The organism is Gemmatimonadales bacterium, from assembly GCA_041390145.1.
GTDB lineage: Bacteria > Gemmatimonadota > Gemmatimonadetes > Gemmatimonadales > GWC2-71-9 > SPDF01.
The window spans coordinates 192,781-210,490 of the sequence record JAWKQM010000004.1 but is presented as its reverse complement, the minus strand read 5'-3'; the positions used below and the strand labels follow the sequence as shown (position 1 = coordinate 210,490).

Annotated in this window: 14 protein-coding genes; 7 read left to right on the top strand and 7 right to left on the bottom strand. The window is 68.9% G+C overall.

Annotated features, from left to right (window positions below):
* The 6 genes from R2910_04465 to R2910_04440 all read right to left on the bottom strand — a co-directional run bounded on the left by R2910_04465 (window position 1) and on the right by R2910_04440 (window position 7,324).
* Complete coding sequence (locus R2910_04465) at window positions 1-1,623, bottom strand: ABC transporter substrate-binding protein (protein ID MEZ4412222.1); 1,623 nt, start codon at window positions 1,621-1,623, stop codon at window positions 1-3.
* Window positions 1,624-1,903: 280 nt separating this feature from the next.
* Window positions 1,904-2,674: a hypothetical protein gene (locus R2910_04460; protein MEZ4412221.1), complete on the bottom strand. Its 771-nt coding sequence runs from the start codon at window positions 2,672-2,674 to the stop codon at window positions 1,904-1,906.
* Between the two features lie 5 nt (window positions 2,675-2,679).
* A complete protein-coding gene (gcvP, locus tag R2910_04455) occupies window positions 2,680-5,580 on the bottom strand; it encodes an aminomethyl-transferring glycine dehydrogenase (protein MEZ4412220.1) in 2,901 nt (966 codons plus the stop codon).
* Window positions 5,581-5,671: 91 nt separating this feature from the next.
* Window positions 5,672-6,061: a glycine cleavage system protein GcvH gene (gcvH, locus tag R2910_04450; protein MEZ4412219.1), complete on the bottom strand. Its 390-nt coding sequence runs from the start codon at window positions 6,059-6,061 to the stop codon at window positions 5,672-5,674.
* Between the two features lie 55 nt (window positions 6,062-6,116).
* Entirely contained in the window at window positions 6,117-6,722 is a 606-nt protein-coding gene (gene coaE / locus R2910_04445; GenBank protein ID MEZ4412218.1) for a dephospho-CoA kinase, read from the bottom strand.
* On the bottom strand, window positions 6,719-7,324 hold the full coding sequence (locus R2910_04440) for a thymidine kinase (protein MEZ4412217.1): 606 nt from the start codon (window positions 7,322-7,324) through the stop codon (window positions 6,719-6,721). The genes coaE and R2910_04440 overlap by 4 nt, the downstream gene beginning before the upstream one ends.
* Window positions 7,325-7,492: 168 nt before the next feature.
* Here R2910_04440 and R2910_04435 point away from each other — a divergent pair, with 168 nt between their 5' ends.
* Window positions 7,493-7,768, top strand: a complete 276-nt coding sequence (locus R2910_04435; GenBank protein MEZ4412216.1) for an HU family DNA-binding protein — start codon at window positions 7,493-7,495, stop codon at window positions 7,766-7,768.
* On the opposite strand, the gene R2910_04430 is transcribed toward R2910_04435, so the two are convergent.
* Complete coding sequence (locus R2910_04430; protein MEZ4412215.1) at window positions 7,660-9,186, bottom strand: DbpA RNA binding domain-containing protein; 1,527 nt, start codon at window positions 9,184-9,186, stop codon at window positions 7,660-7,662. The two genes, R2910_04435 and R2910_04430, sit on opposite strands and share 109 nt — an antisense overlap.
* 164 nt (window positions 9,187-9,350) lie before the next feature.
* On the opposite strand from R2910_04430, the gene R2910_04425 reads away from it, so the two are divergent.
* The 6 genes from R2910_04425 to R2910_04400 all read left to right on the top strand — a co-directional run bounded on the left by R2910_04425 (window position 9,351) and on the right by R2910_04400 (window position 17,695).
* On the top strand, window positions 9,351-10,559 hold the full coding sequence (locus tag R2910_04425; protein ID MEZ4412214.1) for a pyridoxal phosphate-dependent aminotransferase: 1,209 nt from the start codon (window positions 9,351-9,353) through the stop codon (window positions 10,557-10,559).
* Window positions 10,560-10,568: 9 nt separating this feature from the next.
* Window positions 10,569-11,069 (top strand): hypothetical protein, encoded by a 501-nt coding sequence (locus tag R2910_04420; GenBank protein MEZ4412213.1) that lies wholly within the window; start codon window positions 10,569-10,571, stop codon window positions 11,067-11,069.
* A 95-nt stretch (window positions 11,070-11,164) separates the two neighbouring features.
* Entirely contained in the window at window positions 11,165-12,985 is a 1,821-nt protein-coding gene (locus tag R2910_04415) for a hypothetical protein (GenBank protein MEZ4412212.1), read from the top strand.
* Between the two features lie 168 nt (window positions 12,986-13,153).
* Window positions 13,154-14,332, top strand: coding sequence for an exonuclease SbcCD subunit D (locus tag R2910_04410; protein ID MEZ4412211.1), 1,179 nt, complete (start codon window positions 13,154-13,156; stop codon window positions 14,330-14,332).
* Window positions 14,332-16,758, top strand: coding sequence for an SMC family ATPase (locus R2910_04405; protein ID MEZ4412210.1), 2,427 nt, complete (start codon window positions 14,332-14,334; stop codon window positions 16,756-16,758). The genes R2910_04410 and R2910_04405 overlap by 1 nt, the downstream gene beginning before the upstream one ends.
* On the top strand, window positions 16,745-17,695 hold the full coding sequence (locus R2910_04400) for a GNAT family N-acetyltransferase (GenBank protein MEZ4412209.1): 951 nt from the start codon (window positions 16,745-16,747) through the stop codon (window positions 17,693-17,695). Before R2910_04405 ends, R2910_04400 begins: the two co-directional genes overlap by 14 nt.
* The last annotated feature ends 15 nt before the right edge of the window (window positions 17,696-17,710 follow it).

Below are 17,710 nucleotides of genomic sequence, written 5' to 3'. Positions count from 1 at the left end.
TCAGGGGAGGGGGCCCGGGTTCCATCGCCAGAGCGCCGAGTAGAGGTACGTCGGGTTGATCTCGACGCGGCGGATCCGCCGTGACACGGTGAAGGGAAGCGTCGGCGAGTAGACAAAGACGGCGGGCACGTCGTCCACGATGGTGCGGACCGCCTGCCGGTACAGGGCCAGCGCGTTCTTCCGGCTGAGCAGGGCGGCACTCAGCAGCGAGTCGACCTTCGGGTCACAATAGTAGCCGACGTTGCTTCCTCCGCGACCGGCGCATCCCCAGCTCTGCATCAGGCCGTACGGCGAGGGATCGAGTGTCGCCTGGCCGAAGTCGATGTCAAACTGGCCTTTGTTTCTCCGGTCATTCCAGACGGACCCCTCCAGCCGATTCAACTCGATCTTGATGCCAATCTGGCGCAGCTGCTCCTGTGCGAGCAGCGCGACCTGGGCGCGGGGAGCGCTCGACGCCGGAAAGCTGATCGACAGGGTGAGCGGCTTCCCATTCTTGTCCAGGTATCCATCCCCGTCGGTGTCGAACCACCCGCGTGCCTTGAGAAGCGCCAGCGCGCCGGTCGTGTTCTGGGCTGCCGGCCTGACGGAGGGGTCGCGAATCCAGAAGAGTTCCGGGACCGGCCCGACTGGCACGCTGGCCCAGTCGCCGAACGTCGCCTCGACGATCGCCGGCACGTCGAGCGCCATCCGGATGGCCCTCCGCAGGTCGCGATCGGCAAGCAGCGGATGCGGCCGGGTCAGGTCGGCCGGGTCGCGCTGATTGAACAGGAGGTAGCCGACGGTGAACGATGGAGCGGGGTAGATCGCGAGCCGCTTTTCGGCCTGGACCCGAGCCACGTCAGAATTGGTCCCGAGCGTTTGCAGGACATCGGCGCCACCGCTCAAGACCAGGTTCATGCGTGCCTCCGGGTCCTTGACCGTGAGAATCGTGACGCGGCGCGGACCCGGCTTGCCGAGGAAGAACTGGTCGTTCGCCAGCAGGTCCAACTGCTGTCCGGCCACCAGTCGGCTCCAGCGAAACGGCCCGTTGCCGACCGGAGCCGACGCGTAGGCGGAGTGCAGGAGCTGGCCCTTGGGGATCGTGTCGACCAGGTGCGCCGGCAATGGGGACACATGGTAGATCGCGTCGTAGAGCTGCTCGTCGTATGCCTCGGTGAAGCGGACCACCAAATGCTGTGGATCTTCGGCGGTGGCGCTCGCAATCCGTCGAAGCAGCAACGCCGTGCCGGCGCTGACCGCGGAGTCCCGCGCCAGGTTCAGCGCCAGCGCGGCGTCCCGCGCCGTGACGGGCACCCCGTCGTGCCAGCGGGCGCGGGGATCCATCTCGAACACGAGGGTGAGGGAGTCCCGCCGCTTCCAGCTCCGCGCCAATGCCGGCACGAAGTCCTTGTCGCCTGCCGTGATGTTGTTGGGGCCGAGCTGGGCAAGGGGGAGAAAGAGCAGCGTCGACACGTCGTGGGACGCGGACCCCCCGCTGGTCAGGGTGGGGATCGGCGTAACAGGCTCCCGGCCCATGGCGATGATCACCGTCTCCTGCCGGGCCGCGGACTGCCCGATCGCTGCCGTGGTGGCAGTGAAGAGGAGGAACAGGCTCAGGGTGGCAGCGGGGAGGGGTCGTCGCACCAGCAAACCTCGTCTGGGGGGAGGGGTCCGGAACGCCCTCGTAATGTCGCACGGAAGAGGGGTTTGGCCAACCGTGGCTAAAGCCACGGCTCGGCTGATGTCGCTACAGCACTAGAACCCAGCCACCTCATTCCGATACGGTCCGCCACCCCGGCGAAAGCCGGGGTATAGGTCCGTTGCGCGAGCTCGTGGCTAAAGCCACGGCTCGGCTGATGTCGCTAAAGCGACGTCCACACCACCCCCGCCCGTCACCCCGGCGAAAGCCGGGGTCCAGTCCGGCCTACCGCCGCCAGGTCCAGTCGGGATCCTGGAATCGATCGAGGTGTCGTCGGGTCGCTTGCACCAGTGGGGTCGGTTCCTCAGCCGCAGCGTCCCAGTCGCCGGGCCACATCCCCGCCGCCTGCGCGACGGCCGAGGCGACTTCCTCGAAGCGCACCGGTGCATCCCGGGCGGTCGAGAGGGCTACGGAACCGTCGGGCGGTGGGGAGCCGAGCGTCACGTCGCTCACCAATTGCTGGGAACCGTCGAGAAGGATGGAGCCATGTTGCAGAAATGCGCCCCCCTCCCTGAGCTGGGCGCTGCCGACGACCTTCTTCCCACCCAGCATCACCTCGCCGCCCGCGGGAGAGGCGAAACAGGCGCCGGCGTGCACCGCGCTGGCGCGCGCAGGCGGGGAGGCCAGCTCAGCGGGAAAGTCGAGTGCGCGTAGCGCGGCGGCGAGCGCTTCGTGAATCTGCTGGTAGGTCTGCGGCAGCGAGCCGAAGGTACTGATCGGCGCCGCCACGGCGTAGGTCACTTCGTCGGCGTGCCAGACCGCGCGCCCTCCGGTCGGCCGGCGGACGGTGTCGAGCCCGCGCCGCTCAATGGCGGTGCGGTCGTAGCGCCTCAGCGCCGGTTCATTGCGGCCGAACGAGAGGCAGAACGGCGCCCATCGGTAGATCCGCAGAAACGCACGACCCTCCCCGGCCGCGAGGTCGAGGAGGGCCTGATCCACCGCCATGTTGTGCCAGCCGGGGCGCCCCGCAGGGTCGACGAGGAGCGTCCACCGCATACGCGTTACGACTCGTAGCTCTCCACCGGCGGGCAGGTGCAGACGAGGTTGCGGTCGCCGTAGGCGCCGTCCACCCGGCCCACCGTGGGCCAGGACTTGTGCTCGCGCGTCGCGGCCGACGGGAACGCCGCCAGCTCGCGGGAATAGGGGCGATCCCAGTTGTCGGCGATGACCCGCTGCATGGTGTGCGGCGCGTTGGTCAGCACGTTGTTGGCGCGGTCCGCCTTCCCCTCTTCGATTTCCCGGATTTCGGCGCGGATGGAGATGAGCGCGTCGGCAAACCGGTCGAGCTCCGCCAGCGGCTCGCTCTCGGTCGGCTCCACCATCAGCGTGCCCGCCACCGGGAAGGAGACCGTCGGCGGGTGGAAGCCGTAGTCGATGATCCGCTTGGCAATGTCCTCGACTTCGATGCCGGCGGTGGCCTTGAAGGGGCGCATATCCACGATGCATTCGTGCGCCACGGTGCCGTTCGGGGCCGTGTAGAGCACCTCGAACGACCCCTCCAGCCGCTTGGCCAGGTAGTTGGCGCTGAGGATGGCCACCTTCGTCGCCTCCGTGAGCCCTTCCGCGCCCATGAGCACAATGTACGCCCACGAGATCGGCAGGATCGACGGGCTTCCCCACGGCGCCGACGACACGGCGCCGCTGGCATCCGTGTGCCGGAGGTCAACCACCGGGTGCCCGGGAAGGAACGGTTCGAGGTGCGCCGCCACGCAGATCGGCCCCATCCCCGGGCCGCCGCCGCCGTGCGGGATGCAGAAGGTCTTGTGCAGGTTGAGATGGCACACATCCGCGCCGATGTCGCCGGGGCGGCAGAGGCCGACCTGCGCGTTCATGTTGGCGCCGTCCATGTACACCTGGCCGCCATGCTCGTGCACAATGGCGCAGATGTTCTTGATGGAGGCCTCGAAGACGCCGTGGGTGGACGGATACGTCACCATCAGCGCGGCCAGGGTGTCGCGGTGTTCGGCCGCCTTCTGCTTCAGGTCCTCGACGTCGATGTTGCCGTTCGCGTCGCTCTTGACCACCACGACGTTCATCCCGGCCATGACTGCGCTGGCGGGATTGGTGCCGTGCGCCGACATCGGAATCAGGCAGGTGGTCCGCTTCTCGTCGCCCCGGGCGCGGTGATAGGCCCGGATGACGAGCAGCCCGGCGTATTCGCCCTGTGACCCGGCGTTGGGCTGGAGCGACACGGCCGCGAAGCCGGTGATTTCCGCCAGCGACGCCTCGAGGTGGCGGAAGAGCATGTGGTAGCCCTGCGTCTGCTCCAGCGGCGCGAAGGGGTGCAGCCGGTTGAACTCGCGCCAGCTGACGCCGACCATCTCGGTGGTGGCGTTGAGCTTCATGGTGCAGGAGCCGAGGGGGATCATCGCCGAGGTGAGCGAGAGGTCCTTGGCCTCGAGTTTCCGCATGTAGCGGAGCATGTCGGTTTCCGACCGGTTCCGGTGGAACACCGGATGGGTCAGGTAGGCGGACGTCCGCCGGAGCGCTTCGGGAATGGCCGGCGCGGCCTTTTCCCCGGTCTCGCTCAGCATGTACGGCAGCACTTCGTTGAGCGAGAAGGTGGCGATCAGGTCGGCGAGGTCATCGAGCGTGACCGTCTCGTCGAGTGCGATGCCGATCCGGTTGTCCCCGATGGCGCGCAGGTTGATGCGGCGGCCGCGGGCGTGGTCGAGGATGCGCGGCTGCGCCCACGGCTCGACCTCGACGCAGAGCGTGTCGAAGTAGTGCTCGTGGACCAGTTTGTAGCGAAGCCGGCGGAGTGCGGCGGCGAGGAGCCCGGTGATGGAGTGGGTCCGCTCGGCGATCCGCCTGATCCCCTCGGGGCCGTGGTACACCGCGTACATGCTGGCCATCACGGCCAGGAGCACCTGCGCCGTGCAGATGTTGCTCGTCGCCTTGTCGCGGCGGATATGCTGCTCGCGGGTCTGCAATGCCATGCGGAGGGCGGGGTTGCCGTCGGAGTCCTTGGAAACGCCGATGATCCGCCCCGGCAGGAAGCGCTTGTGGTCTTCGGTCGTGGCAAAGAAGGCGGCGTGCGGGCCGCCGAAACCCATCGGCACCCCGAACCGCTGGCTGTTGCCGATGGCGATATCGGCGCCGAACTCGCCGGGCGGCACCAGCATCGTAAGCGCCAGCAGGTCGGTGGCCACCGTTACCAGGGCGCCCGCGGCGTGCGCCGCCTCGCAGAACTTCCGATGATCGCGAATGGCGCCGTCGGTGGCGGGGTACTGGACCAGCGCGCCGACGACCCCGGCCTTGAACGTGAAGGTGTCGGGGTCGGCCACCACGATCTCGATGCCCCGAGCCTCGGCGCGGGTCTTCACCACGGCGATCGTCTGCGGGTGGCACTGGCTGTCCACCATGAAGATGGGCGTGCCCTCGTGCCTGGTGACCGCGATGGTCATGTACATCGCTTCGGCGGCGGCGGTGGCCTCGTCGAGGAGCGATGCGTTCGCCACCGGCAAGCCGGTCAGGTCGGCCACAACGGTCTGGAAGTTCAGCAGCGCCTCGAGGCGCCCCTGGGCGATTTCCGCCTGGTACGGCGTGTAGGCGGTGTACCAGCCCGGGTTCTCGAGGATGTTCCGCTGGATCACCTGCGGGGTGAAGGTCCCCGAGTAGCCCATGCCGATGTAGGAGCGGAAGACCTGGTTTTGCGCCGCAATCCGGCGGAGCTCCTGCAGCACCTCGCGCTCGCTCCGGCCGGGGGCCAGGGCGAGGGGGCGGCGGAGCCGGATGTCCTCCGGCACGACGGCGTCGATGAAGTCGTCCATCGACTTGTAGCCGACCGTCTTGAGCATCTTCTCAATGTCAGCGGGGCGGGGGCCGAGGTGGCGGGTGACGAAGCGTTCGGTCTGGACCAGCCCGGCGAGCGGGGAAGCCGGGGTCGATTTGGCAGCCATGGGGTTACGTCCTCAAGACATATAAGAATGCGCGCCCCGGTCCGGGGGGAGCGGGGCGCGCGGTCAATCAGGGCACTGCGGCATCGGTGTGTTACTCGCCGATGTGCTTCTTGTAGGCCTCCGCCGAGAGCAGCGAACCCATTTCGCCGGCGTCGGTCACCTTGATCTTGACCAGGTAGCCCTCGCCGTAGGGATCGGTGTTGACCGCGGCGGGGTTGGCGTCCAGCGCGCCGTTGACCTCGACGACTTCCCCGGCCAGGGGGCTGTAGAGCTCGGAGACCGCCTTGACCGCCTCGATGGTACCGAAGACGGCGTGGGCCCCGAACTTGTCGCCCTTCTTGGGGAGGTTTACGAAGACGACGTCGCCCAGTTCGCCCTGCGCGTAGTCGGTGATGCCGACCTGCACGATGGCGGGGTCGCTCGTCTTCTTGACGTATTCGTGATCGTTGGTGTAGAGCAGGTCGGCCGGCACGTTGGACACGCGTACTCCCGGGAAGATTGTTCGGGGCGGAGAATAGACCGAAAGAGGCCCGAAATCAAGCGGCGTCGGCGCGTGCCTCGAGGGCGAGCCACACATCGCGGGTGCGGCGCTCGAGCTGCGCCCGGTCACCATCGTTGTCGATGACAAACTGGCTGAGCGGCCGCTTGCTGACGCTCGGCAGCTGGGCCGCCATCAGCCGTTCGGCGTCCTCCAGCGGGAGGCCGCGCATCGTCACCAGCCGGTGGAGCCGGATCGCCTCCGGGGCGTCCACCAGCACCACGGCGTCGAACTCGGCGGGGTCGGCGGCCTCGAAGAGGAGGGGGATGTCGGCAACGATGATCCTGGCACCGGCGGCGCGGGCCGCGGCGACGAGGGTGTCTCGCTGGGCGCGGACGGCGGGGTGGACGATGGCGTTCAGGTCGGACCGTGCGTGGGTGTCCGCGAGGATCAGCCGGCGGAGCGCGGGGCGGTCGATCTCGCCTTCCGGGGTCAGGATCTCCTTGCCGAACCGCTTCACGATCTGCTGGAAGACTTCGGTGCCGGGGCGTTGGAGGTCCCGGACCACTTGGTCGGCGTCCACGATGCCGGCCCCCCACTCCTTGAAGAGGGCGACCACGGTGGACTTCCCGGCGGCAATATTTCCCGTCAGTGCAACGATCATAGTAACGCTCGCTGGTCTTCGTCGGCGCGCGGCACCCGGTGGCAGTGCCGACACCGGGCCTCGTAGCTCTCCCGGCCGCCGACCATGATGGTGGGGGAATCGTAACGGGCAGGGGCGCCATCGATCAGGCGCTGGTTGCGGCACGCCTCGTCACCACAGACGACGCAGATGGCGCGGAGCTTCGTCACCTGTTCGGCCACGGCCATGAGCGATCCCATCGGCCCGAACGGCTCGCCTCGAAAATCCGTATCGGTGCCGGCCAGTACCACCCGCACACCGCGATTGGCGAGTGCGGTCGTGACCGTCACGATGTCATCGTCGAGAAACTGCGCCTCGTCGATGGCCACCATCTCGGCGTCGGGACTGACCTGGCGGAAAATCTCGGCGGCGGTATCCACCGGGGTGGCATCGAGTTCGAGTCCGTCGTGACTGCTGACGCTGTAGAGCCCGGCGTATCGGGCGTCGAGGTGGGACTTGAACACCTCCACCCGGCGCCTGGCGATGATGGCGCGCCGCACCCGCCGAATGAGTTCCTCGCTCTTGCCGCTGAACATCACCCCGCTGATGACTTCGATGGAACCTGGTCTGCTGCCGTGAAACATCCGGTGGGTCTCCACATGCGGGGGTGTGGCTGAGGTTACCGCGCGGAGGGGGTGGGGTCAAGCGGGATGCCGGTGTGTCGCGGCGGTGCCGCTCTTGCGCCCCCCTTCATCGCCGCGCCATATTGCCGCCGCACCCTCCCCCCGCCGATGCCGCCGAAGGAGTCCAGCGTGAAGAAGTCCGAACTCGTGGCCGCCGCCGCCAAGCGTCTGGACACCTCCAAGGCGCGGGCCAGCGAGATCGTGGATGCGTTCTTTGGGACGGAAGGGATCGTGGCCGGGGAGCTTCGGAAGGGAAATACGGTGCAGATTTCGGGCTTTGGGAGCTTCGAACCCCGTCAGCGCGGCGCCCGGAACGGTCGCGACCCCAAGACGGGCAAGTCAATTCCGATCCGGGCGTCAGTGGTCCCCGCCTTTCGGCCGGGGAGCGCCCTCAGGCGCTCGTGAACCGCCGGAAGTAGGCGCCCGGCGCTTTGGCGGCGGAGGCGAGGCAGGGCCCGGTCCACTTTGGCCATGATCTTCTTGTTCCGCACCGTCCGCCCGTCCATCCCCCGCACAATCTGTTCGACCTCGCCCGCCGGCAACTCCACCAGGCAGTAGGCCTCCTTCAGCTCGATCCGACCGATCTTCGACTTGTCGATTCGGACTTCCTTGGTCAGCACCGCCACCAGGTCGGCCGCGGTCGTCCCGTCCTGGCGGCCCACGCTCACGAACATCCGCGCGGTGGCGCCGGGCGCGTGGGTCTCGACCGCTGCCGGTGGGTCCGCGGGACGCTGCGCCGGGACCGGCACCGGGTCGCTGGCGTGGCCCGTCCAGAGCTGGTACATCGCCGCCGCCACCGCCGAGGGGTCATACCGCTCGAAGAGCGGGGCAAGGGCCAGGAGCCCGGTGCCGGGCACACCCGTCTCAAGCACCTTCGCAATGGTGCCCCGTCGGCGCGCGGCCTCATCCTGCGCGGCGTCGACCGCGCCGGTCAACCGGAGGCTCCGTCGCGGCGCGGCAATCTTGGCCACATACTCCTCGCCGGCCGGCGTCACCAGCAGCACGACCGGTCCGGCCGTGATCAGCGTCTGGAGCTGCGCCGGTGTCGGCAGGTCATACGCGATCACGAGTTCGGTCGCCTCGACCTCGCCACTGGTGACCATTGCATCGGCGTCGTGTCCCGCCATCGCGTCCTTGACGGCCGTGACACCCGCCTGATCCAGGCACCACACCGTCACCCTGGCCGGATCGAGCAGCTCCACCACCTCGGCCACCGCCGCCGCGCGCCGGTTCCACGACACGCTCACCGTGCGCACCGGACCGACCGGGCTCATCGGCGGCGCCTCCGCCGGCGGGAACCCCACCATCAGCGCCTTGCGCGCATACCGCTCGATCACGTCCGCCGCCGCCTCCGGCTGCGCCGTGCACACGATGCGCTGCGTCTCCTTGCCGAGGTCGTGCATCAGCACCGCCAGCGCCTCGGCACCGCCCCACGACTCGGGCCAGGCAAGGATGACCGCAGACAACTGATCGGTCTTCAGCACCGACTTCTCCACCAGCTGCCGCGCCTCGACGGGGGAGGCGACCAGCACGTCCACCTGCCCGGCGCGAAGCTGCCGGGTGGTGCGGGTCAGGTTGCCGGATGAGCGGACGCGGCACGAGGGCATGGCCCGCGTGGCGGCATCGGTCCAGTCGGCGGATGTGTCGGGAGTGGCGAGGATGAGGGCCCGGAGTCCGGTGGCAGGCGCGGCAGCCAGTCTCCTGCCGAGCGCGGCAAGGATGGGGGCGGCACCGGCGGCGCATGGCGGCAGGGCAGCCACGACGTTGTGGCCGCGCTCGGCGGTTGTGGCCGCCTCGGCGAGGTCGGCGGGGGATGCAAACACGGTTGACTCGGACACAGGACCCTCGGTTGTCAAATAGTCGGCTCGCGCCGGGGCTCAAGAATAAGCGTACGGCGCTGTGGATGCCACCGGGGACGCAGTTGACATCACCTCGCGGCGTGGGGAGCTTTCGGCTCGACAATTCCCACTCCCCTCCGGACTCCCCGATGCCCGAACCGCTCTCGCTGAACCTGGTGCACCTGAAGCCCTCCGAGACGATCGCGATCAGCGCCGAAACGAAGCGCCGCCGCGCCGCTGGTGAGGAGGTCTTCGACCTCAGCCTTGGCGAGCCGGACTTCGACACGCCCATGGTGGCGGCCCAGGCGGGGATCACGGCCATCCAGAAGGGGATGACCCACTATCCGCCGAACCCGGGCATCCCCGAGCTCCGGTCCGCCATCGCGAAGAACCTCTCCGCCCTGAGCGGCGGCCGGCCGGTCAGCGCAGACAACATCCTGGTCAGTTCGGGTTCGAAGCACTCGCTCTTCAACGCCTGCTTCACCCTCTTCGGGCCCAATGACCAGGTGCTGATTCCCGCGCCCGCGTGGGTGTCGTATCCGCAGATCGTCCATCTCTGCCGAGCCGAGCCGGTGCTGGTGCCGGGCGACATCGAGTGGGGGCTAAAGGTCGGCGCCAAGGAACTCGACAACCACTCCACCACGCGCACCAAGGGGCTCATCCTCTGTTCCCCGTGCAATCCGACCGGGGCGGTCTACACCCTGCCGGAGTTGAAGGCGATTGCGGAGTGGGCCAGGAAAAACGAGGTGTGGATCATCGCCGACGAGATCTACCGGCGGATCAACTACGGTGCGAAGGCGGCGCCGAGCTTCCTCGACCTCCCCGATGACCTGCTGGAGCGCACGGTGGTGATCTGCGGCGCCAGCAAGGCATACGCGATGACCGGCTGGCGGATCGGGGCCGCCCTGGCGCCGACCCATGTCTTCAAGGGAATGGCGGCGCTGCAGTCGCACACCACCACCGGCGCCAACCATCCGGCGCAGTGGGCCTCGGCAGCGGCGTTCAGCGATGAGCGGGTCGAGGCCGACGTCCTCCGGATGGTGGCCGCCTTCCGCGCGCGCCGCGACCGTCTCGTGGCGCGGTTCCGGTCGGAGGTGCCGGGTGTCGAGTTCGTGGAACCGCACGGTGCCTTCTACTTCTTCTTCCGGGTGGACGGCCTGACCGGCCCGGGGAGTGGCGGTGCGGCTTTCTGCGAGAAGCTCATGTCCGAGGAAGGCGTCGCGCTGGTACCGGGTGCGGCGTTTGGGGACGACCGGTGGGTCCGGCTGAGCTATGCTGCGGCGGACAAGGAACTCGACGCCGGCGTGGACCGCATCCTCAAGTTCATTGGCCGGCTCACCGCTGCCCAGGCCGCGTAGGAGCGCCCGATGAATGTCGATACCCGGGTCGAACCGCTCGAGGGGAAGCTGCCCTCCGTCGAATGGCGCTGGGATGTCGAGACCGACATTCTCTCCGGTGGATTCCGGGCGGCAATGGGGGGCGGTGGCCGGGAGGCGAGTGTCGAGCTGTCTGATGAGGAGGGATCCGTCATCGTCCTCGACGTGGTGGGCGGTGTGCTCTGCGGCCTCGATGTCGTCGTGTGGCCTGAAGTGGACACGGTACCGGGACTGGCCCCGCCCGACGGCGCGCGCGCGGGGCAGGTACTGCTTCCCAGCAAGACCTCGAGGCAATCGGTCTCTGCCGTCGAGGTTGACACCACCTTGTCGGTCTCGGCCACCCCGGACGAGAAAATTGTCCACCTCCGCATCGGCGGACGGCGCGAGGTGGAGGTGGTGCGGGTCGCGGACCACCTGCTGGTCGAGCTCGACCACAAGCGCCGTCTCGCCGGGTTCTGGTTGACGGAGGTTCCGCCATTCGCCCCGATCTGATCGGGCGGGTCGTCGCCACCGAGCTCCGACCCTCCACTCCCCATCAATTTCATTTCTGGACCGCGCGTGAATCTCCCGTGGGGGTCGGTGCCATCGTGCGCGTCGATGCCCCCGGGCGAGTCGTTTTCGGTGTGGTGATGGATGCGGCAGCCTACGCCGACCTGGCCCGGCCGCTCGACGCCGTCGCTGGAGCAGCAGGAGATCCAGTCCAGGCTGCAGCGGCGGGACCGGTCCGCACTGAAATCCGACTCTACACCGCCGCCGTTCTCCGGCAGGAGCCCGAGGAGCCGCTGCAGCCCGTCCCGCTCGGCGAAGTACGGATGGCCACCGACGAGGATGTGCGTTCCGCGCTGCGGATGGATGCATACACGAGTGGCGAGCGTGCCACCGGGGTCCCGGTGGGCACCTATGGCTCTGCTGGTCTGGCCGCGCCCGTCTACCTCGACGCCGACTTCCTCCTCGGCCCCGAGGCGGCGCACCTCAACATCACCGGCGTGTCGGGCCTCGCCACCAAGACCAGCGCGGTGGAGTTCTTCCTCACGAGCATCTTCCAGACCTTTCCAAGGCACAAAGGGTCGGTGGCCGCGCTCTGTTTCAACGTGAAGGGCCCCGACCTCTGCTTCCTCGACCAGCCCGCCGAGCTGTCGGCCGAGGACCTCGCGGCATACGATCGACTCGGGCTGGATCCGAAGCCCTTCGACAACGTCCACTACTTCGCCCCCTGCAAGCCCGACGGCGTCAACCTCAACACCCTGCGCACCCATCCCGACCTGGCGGCCAACACGGAGCCGCTCACCTGGGGGCTCCGCGAGGTGCTGGAGTACGCCGAGGTGGTGCTCAACCGCGACGACCTGGACGCGAAGGCCGATGCCTTCATCGATTTCCTGGCGGACCGGGTGGTGGGCAAGGACTTCCACGCGCCGGAGCTGCAGCCGACCGACTGGCGGGTCCTGACCTTCGCCGACCTTGAGGCCTTCTTCCGCGCCATCTTCGATTCACTAGAGACCAAGAACCGGGGCGACGTCTGGCGCACCCACCACATCGCGACCATCCGAAAGGTGCGGAACCGCCTCGGCAACATCACCACCCGTGCCAAGGGGCTGGTGACCGACGACGGCGCGTCGAACGACCTGCCGTGGGGCGCCTTCGAAGACCGCGGCGTGTACGTGGTGGATGTGGCCAGCGTCGATCCGCTGGCGCAGGATCTCGTCTTTGCCCGCGTAGTGAGCAAGCTGCGCGAGCATCTCGAGCGGCGGGACCTCGGCGTGGACCATGTGGTCGTGTTCGTGGACGAACTGAACAAGTACGCGCCGGCCGACGGGACCGACACCTACGTGCGGAAGATGCTCCTCGACCTGTCGGAGCGGGGCCGCTATCTCGGGCTGGTGCTGTTTTCCGCCCAGCAATTCCGGTCGCAGGTGCTGCGGCGGGTCGTGGGCAACGCGGGGACCACCATCTACGGACGGATGGATCCCGACGAACTGGCCACCGCCGGGTACGCCACACTCTCCCCGGCCACCAAGATCAAGCTCGCGACCCTCCCCAAGGGTGAGCTGATGGTGCGCCACCCGCACTTCACGCAGCCGGTCTTCATCCGGTTTCCACGGCCCTGTGTCCTCTCGGGCCGCGACGGCGTGGAGAAGTTCCCGCCCGCCACCGACTTGCCATTCGACGAGGCGGTGGCGCAGCAGCTCCGGTCGATGGACCGGTCCATCGGGATCGACAAGATCCGCACGCTGGTCGACGGGCGCCGGGAGGACGATGTTCGCAGGGCCCTTGCCCGCACCCGGCAGCTTCGCCCCGATGACGTGCTGGCCTACTTCACCGCGGCGCTGGGCCGCCGGGTCGAGCCGGAGCTCGTCACCCGCCGGAGCGGGGTCATCCCCCTGCGCGGGACGCCGGATCCATACTCCTAATGGATCTCCCTCCCAAGGGGCACGCGAAGCCGCGACGCCGCGAAAGTGTTTGTCCCCACCCCGCCCACCAACAATGGGGCGAAGTCGGGTAATTCTTCGCGTCTTCGCGTCTTCGCGTGAGCTCCCCGTACCTTGCCTCCCGCCCCTGTCAGGCGCATTCTCCTACCTGTGAAACTCGCCCATCTTGCCGACCTCCATCTCGGATTCCGGCAATACCATCGGCAGACCCCCGCCGGCATCAACCAGCGGGAAGCCGACACCGCCATGGCGTTTCGTCAGGCAGTGGACGGCGTCCTGGCCGCGCGCCCCGATGTCATCGTCGTGGCCGGCGACCTCTTCCATTCCGTCCGGCCCACCAATGCCGCCATCGTCTTCGCCTTCCAGCAGTTCCAGCGGCTCCGCGCTGGGCTTCCGGACGCCCCGATTGTCCTGATCGCCGGGAATCACGACACGCCGCGATCCACCGAGACCGGCAGCATCCTCCGACTCTTCGACGAACTCGGCGTGGATGTGGCCACCCACGAGGCGCGACGGTTCAGCTATCCGCAGCTGGAGTTGAGCGTCCTCGCCGTCCCCCACGAGGCCTTGGTGCAGCCGGAGCGACCGGCGCTGAAGCCCGACGGGAGCGCACGGTACGAGATCCTCGTGGCGCACGGTGAGGTGGACGGCGTCTTTCCCTCGGACCGTTCCGCGGTGGAATACGGCGGCGCCGTCGTCCGGCCCGACGAATTCGGTTCTGGGGAGTGGAGCTACGTGGCCTTCGGCCACTACCACGTCCAGACTCCGCTCGGCCCGCGGGCCTGGTACTGTGGCGCGCTGGAATACGTGAGTACCAACCCGTGGGGAGAGCTGCGCGACGAGGCGGAAAAGGGGGTCCAGGGGAAGGGCTGGCTGCTGGTGGACCTGGAAACCGGGGTCGCCGAGCGACAGCCGGTGGTCCCGGCGCGGCGCGTGCTCGACCTCCCCCGGCTCGACGGCACCGATCTGGCCCCGGACGAACTGCAGGCGGCCATCACCGCACGCGTTGACGCGGTCTCGGGCGGCATCGAGGACCAGGTGGTCCGCCTCGTGGTGACCGGCGTCCCTCGGCACGTCGGGCGCCAGCTCGATCACGCCGTCCTGCGGAGCTGGAAAGCCAAGGCGCTCCACTTCCAGCTCGACCTCCGGCGGCCGGAGCCCACGCGGGTGACGGGAGTCGGTGCGCCAGGCCGCCGACAGACGCTCCCTGACATCGTGCAGGATTATCTCAGTCGACGGCCGTTGCCGGCGGGGATCGACCGCGCCGCGTTCGTGAACGAGGGCGTCGAGCTGGTGGCGTCGGCCGAACGCGAGCTGGAGGAGGACTGATGCAGATCCACCGCCTCCGGCTCGTCAACTTCCGCCAGCACGAGGACTCCGAACTTGTCCTCGGCGCCGGCCTGACCGGCATCGTGGGCGCCAACGGTTCCGGCAAGTCCACGCTGCTCGAGGCGATCGCCTTCGCGATGTACGGGACCCCGGCGGCCCGCGGCACCCGCGATTCCATTCGCCGCCGCGGCGCCCCCCCCCGCTCGCCGGTCCGGGTGGAACTCGACTTCGCCCTCGGTGCCCATGAATTCCGGGTAGTCCGGAGCCTCAGCCAGGCCGAGCTCTTCCAGGACGGCGACCCCGCCCCGATTGCCAACAGCCTCGGAACCGTCACCGAGAAATTGTCGCACCTCCTCGGGATGACCCGGGCCGAGTTCTTCAACACCTACTTCACCGGCCAGAAGGACCTGATGGTCATGGCCAAGATGAGCGCTCCGGAGCGGGCACAGTTCCTCGCCCGGGTGCTCGGCTTCGAGCGGCTTCGTGTGGCCCAGGAGACGTTGAAGGAGACGCGGAGCGAACTGCGCGCACGGTTGCAGGCGCTGCAGGCGGGGCTGCTGGACGCCGGGGCGCTCGAGGCCGAGGAGCAGCGGGTCGCGGGCCTGGCGGCGGCGGCGAGCGAACGGGACACGAAGGCGCAGGAGGCGGTGCGGACGGCGGTGGCGCGGCTGGCGGAGGTGACACCCCGGTGGGACACGATGCAGCAGCTCCGGACCCGCGTGCAGTCGCTCGAGGGCGACATCCGGGTCGCTGAGCACCAGGTGACAACGTCCCAGGAGCGGACGCGCGATCTCGACCGACAGATCGCCGACGCCCTCCAGGCGCAGACCAACCTCGTCGCGCTCAGCGAGGAGCTGGCACCGCTGCCGGGACTGCGCGCGGAGAACGAGACGCTGCAGCAGCTCTACGCGGCGTCCTCGCACCGGGCTGCACTTGCCGCGAAGATCGAGGCCGCAAAGGCGACCCTCGCCGACCTCGACCAGCGGCTCGGTGCGCTGCCCACGGCAGAACAGCTTGAGGCGGCGAGGGGAGCCGCCGCCACGGCGCGTGCCGCCTCGCTGACGGCGGCGGAGCAGGCGGAAGAGAAGCACACGGCCTGGGTGCGCGATCTGCAGGACGCGCGCACCAAGCTGCTGGCGCTCCGCGACCAGTATCGCGACCTGCAGGAGCAGTTTGACCGCATCACCGAGGCGGGGAAGGAAGGAGCGTGCCCGACTTGCTCCCGCCCGCTCGGGGAGGACTTTGAGTCGGTGCGCGAAGTGCTCGGGCGCCAGGTCGAGGAAGTGAAGTTCAACGGCAACTTCTACCGGAAGCGGGTGGCGCAGCTGGAGCCGGAGCCGGCGGAGGTCCGGGAGCTGGAGGCGCTGCGTCTGAAGGCGGAGGCCGCCGCCGAAGCGGCCGCGGCCGCCGTCGGGCGGCTGGAGTCGCCGCTGAAGGAGGCCCCCACGCTTCGGGAGAAGCGGGTGCAACAGGAGCGCATCCTCGCCGAGTTGCAGGCGTCGCTCAAGGGGGCGGAGGGGACCTACGATCCGGAGCGACACAAGGTGGTCCGTCAGGAGCTCAAGGCGCTGGAGGCCAAGGCGCTGGAGGCCGAGCGGTACCGGGGGCTCGCGGAGCGCGCCGCCCGCCTGGCGCCGGAACTCCTGGCTGCGGAGCAGGCGGTGAGCGTCCGCGAGGAAGTCCTTACGGCGCTTCGGCATCAGCGGCAGGAACTCGGATTCTCGGAGCCGGCGTTCGAGGAGGTGCGCGCGCTGGTGGCGGCGGCGGAGGAGGAGCGGCGCCGGGCGGAGCTGCAGGTGGTGGAGGCGAAGGGAGAGCGGGCGACGGCGGAGGAGGCGGCGCGCGCGGCGGCGCAGCGCCGGACGGAACGCCTGGCGCGCGAGGCGGAGGTCAAGCGGGTGGAGGCACGATTCCTCGTGACGCAGGAACTCGACCGGGCGCTGACCGACTTGCGAACCGACCTGAACACCCAGCTTCGGCCCGACCTGTCGGAACTGGCGTCGAGCTTTCTCCGCGACCTTACCAACGGCCGCTACACCGACCTCGAACTCGACGAGAGCTACACGCCGACGCTGGTGGACGAGGGCGAGGCCAAGCCGGTCATTTCCGGCGGCGAGGAGGACGTGGCGTACCTGGCGCTGCGGCTTGCCATCAGCCAGATGATTGCCGAGCGGGCGGGACAGCCGCTCTCCCTCCTGGTGCTCGACGAGATCTTCGGCTCGCTCGACGAAGAACGGCGCGGCGCGGTGATGGTCCTGCTGCGGAGCCTCGCGGACCGCTTCCCGCAGGTGGTGCTCATTACCCATATCGAGTCGGTGCGGGAAGGCTTCGATCGCATCATTCGCGTCGAGCGGGACCCGGCCCGCCGGGTGGCGGTGGTCAGCGACGACCTGCTGGAGGGAGGGGGCCGCGATGTGGCGGCGTGACAAGAGCGTGCGGGGGCCGGAGCACCCGACCGGCGATGACATCGAGCCCCTGAACAAGATCTTCTCCAACGCCTTTACCGACCGCTACCGCCGTGACGGCATGCCGGGGGTGCGCGTGCCCCACCTGAACCAGGACGTCTGGCGGTTTGCGCTGGAGTCGGCGGGGAAGGGAGCGATGCTCTGGCGCGACAGCGCCGGCGACATCGTCGCCTTCAATCTCGCGCACCTCTCCGGGACCGAGGGGTGGATGGGACCGCTCGCGGTGCGCCCCGACCGCCAGGGCGAGGGCCTCGGCAAGGTGATTGTCCTCGCCGGCGTCGACTGGCTCAAGTCGCAGTCCGCACGGACCATCGGGCTGGAGACCATGCCGCGCACCGTCGAGAACATCGGCTTCTACAGCCGGCTCGGCTTTCTCCCCGGCCACCTGACCATCACCCTGGCACGCTCCCCCAGCGCCGGCCCCACCATCGGGTGTACCCGCCTTTCCCGCGATGGCGCGCCGGACGCCGCCGGGGAGTGTGCGGAACTCACAGGGCGGGTGGCCCCCGGTCGCTCGTTCGCGCGGGAAATCCGCCTCACGGCGGACCTCGGCGTGGGCGACACCACGCTCTACCGCCGCGACGGGGCGCTGGCGGCCTTCGCCGTCTGGCATGCGGTGCCGCTCGCGCTCAGCCGGCCGCGCGAAGACCTGCGGGTGCTGAAGCTGGTGGCGGTGGATCTCCCGGCGCTGCTGGCCGTGCTGTCCGGGGTCGAATCGGTGGCGGATGAGGAAGGGGTGGAGCGGGTGACGATCCGCTGCCAGGCTGCGCAGGGCGAGGCCTATCGCGCGCTTATCGCCGAGGGTTGGCAGAGCCACTGGACCGACCTGCGGATGACCTTGGACGGGTACTCGGAGCAACCGGTCTCGGGCGTGCTCTTCTCAAACTGGGAAATCTGAACCTGCTCGCCGGTC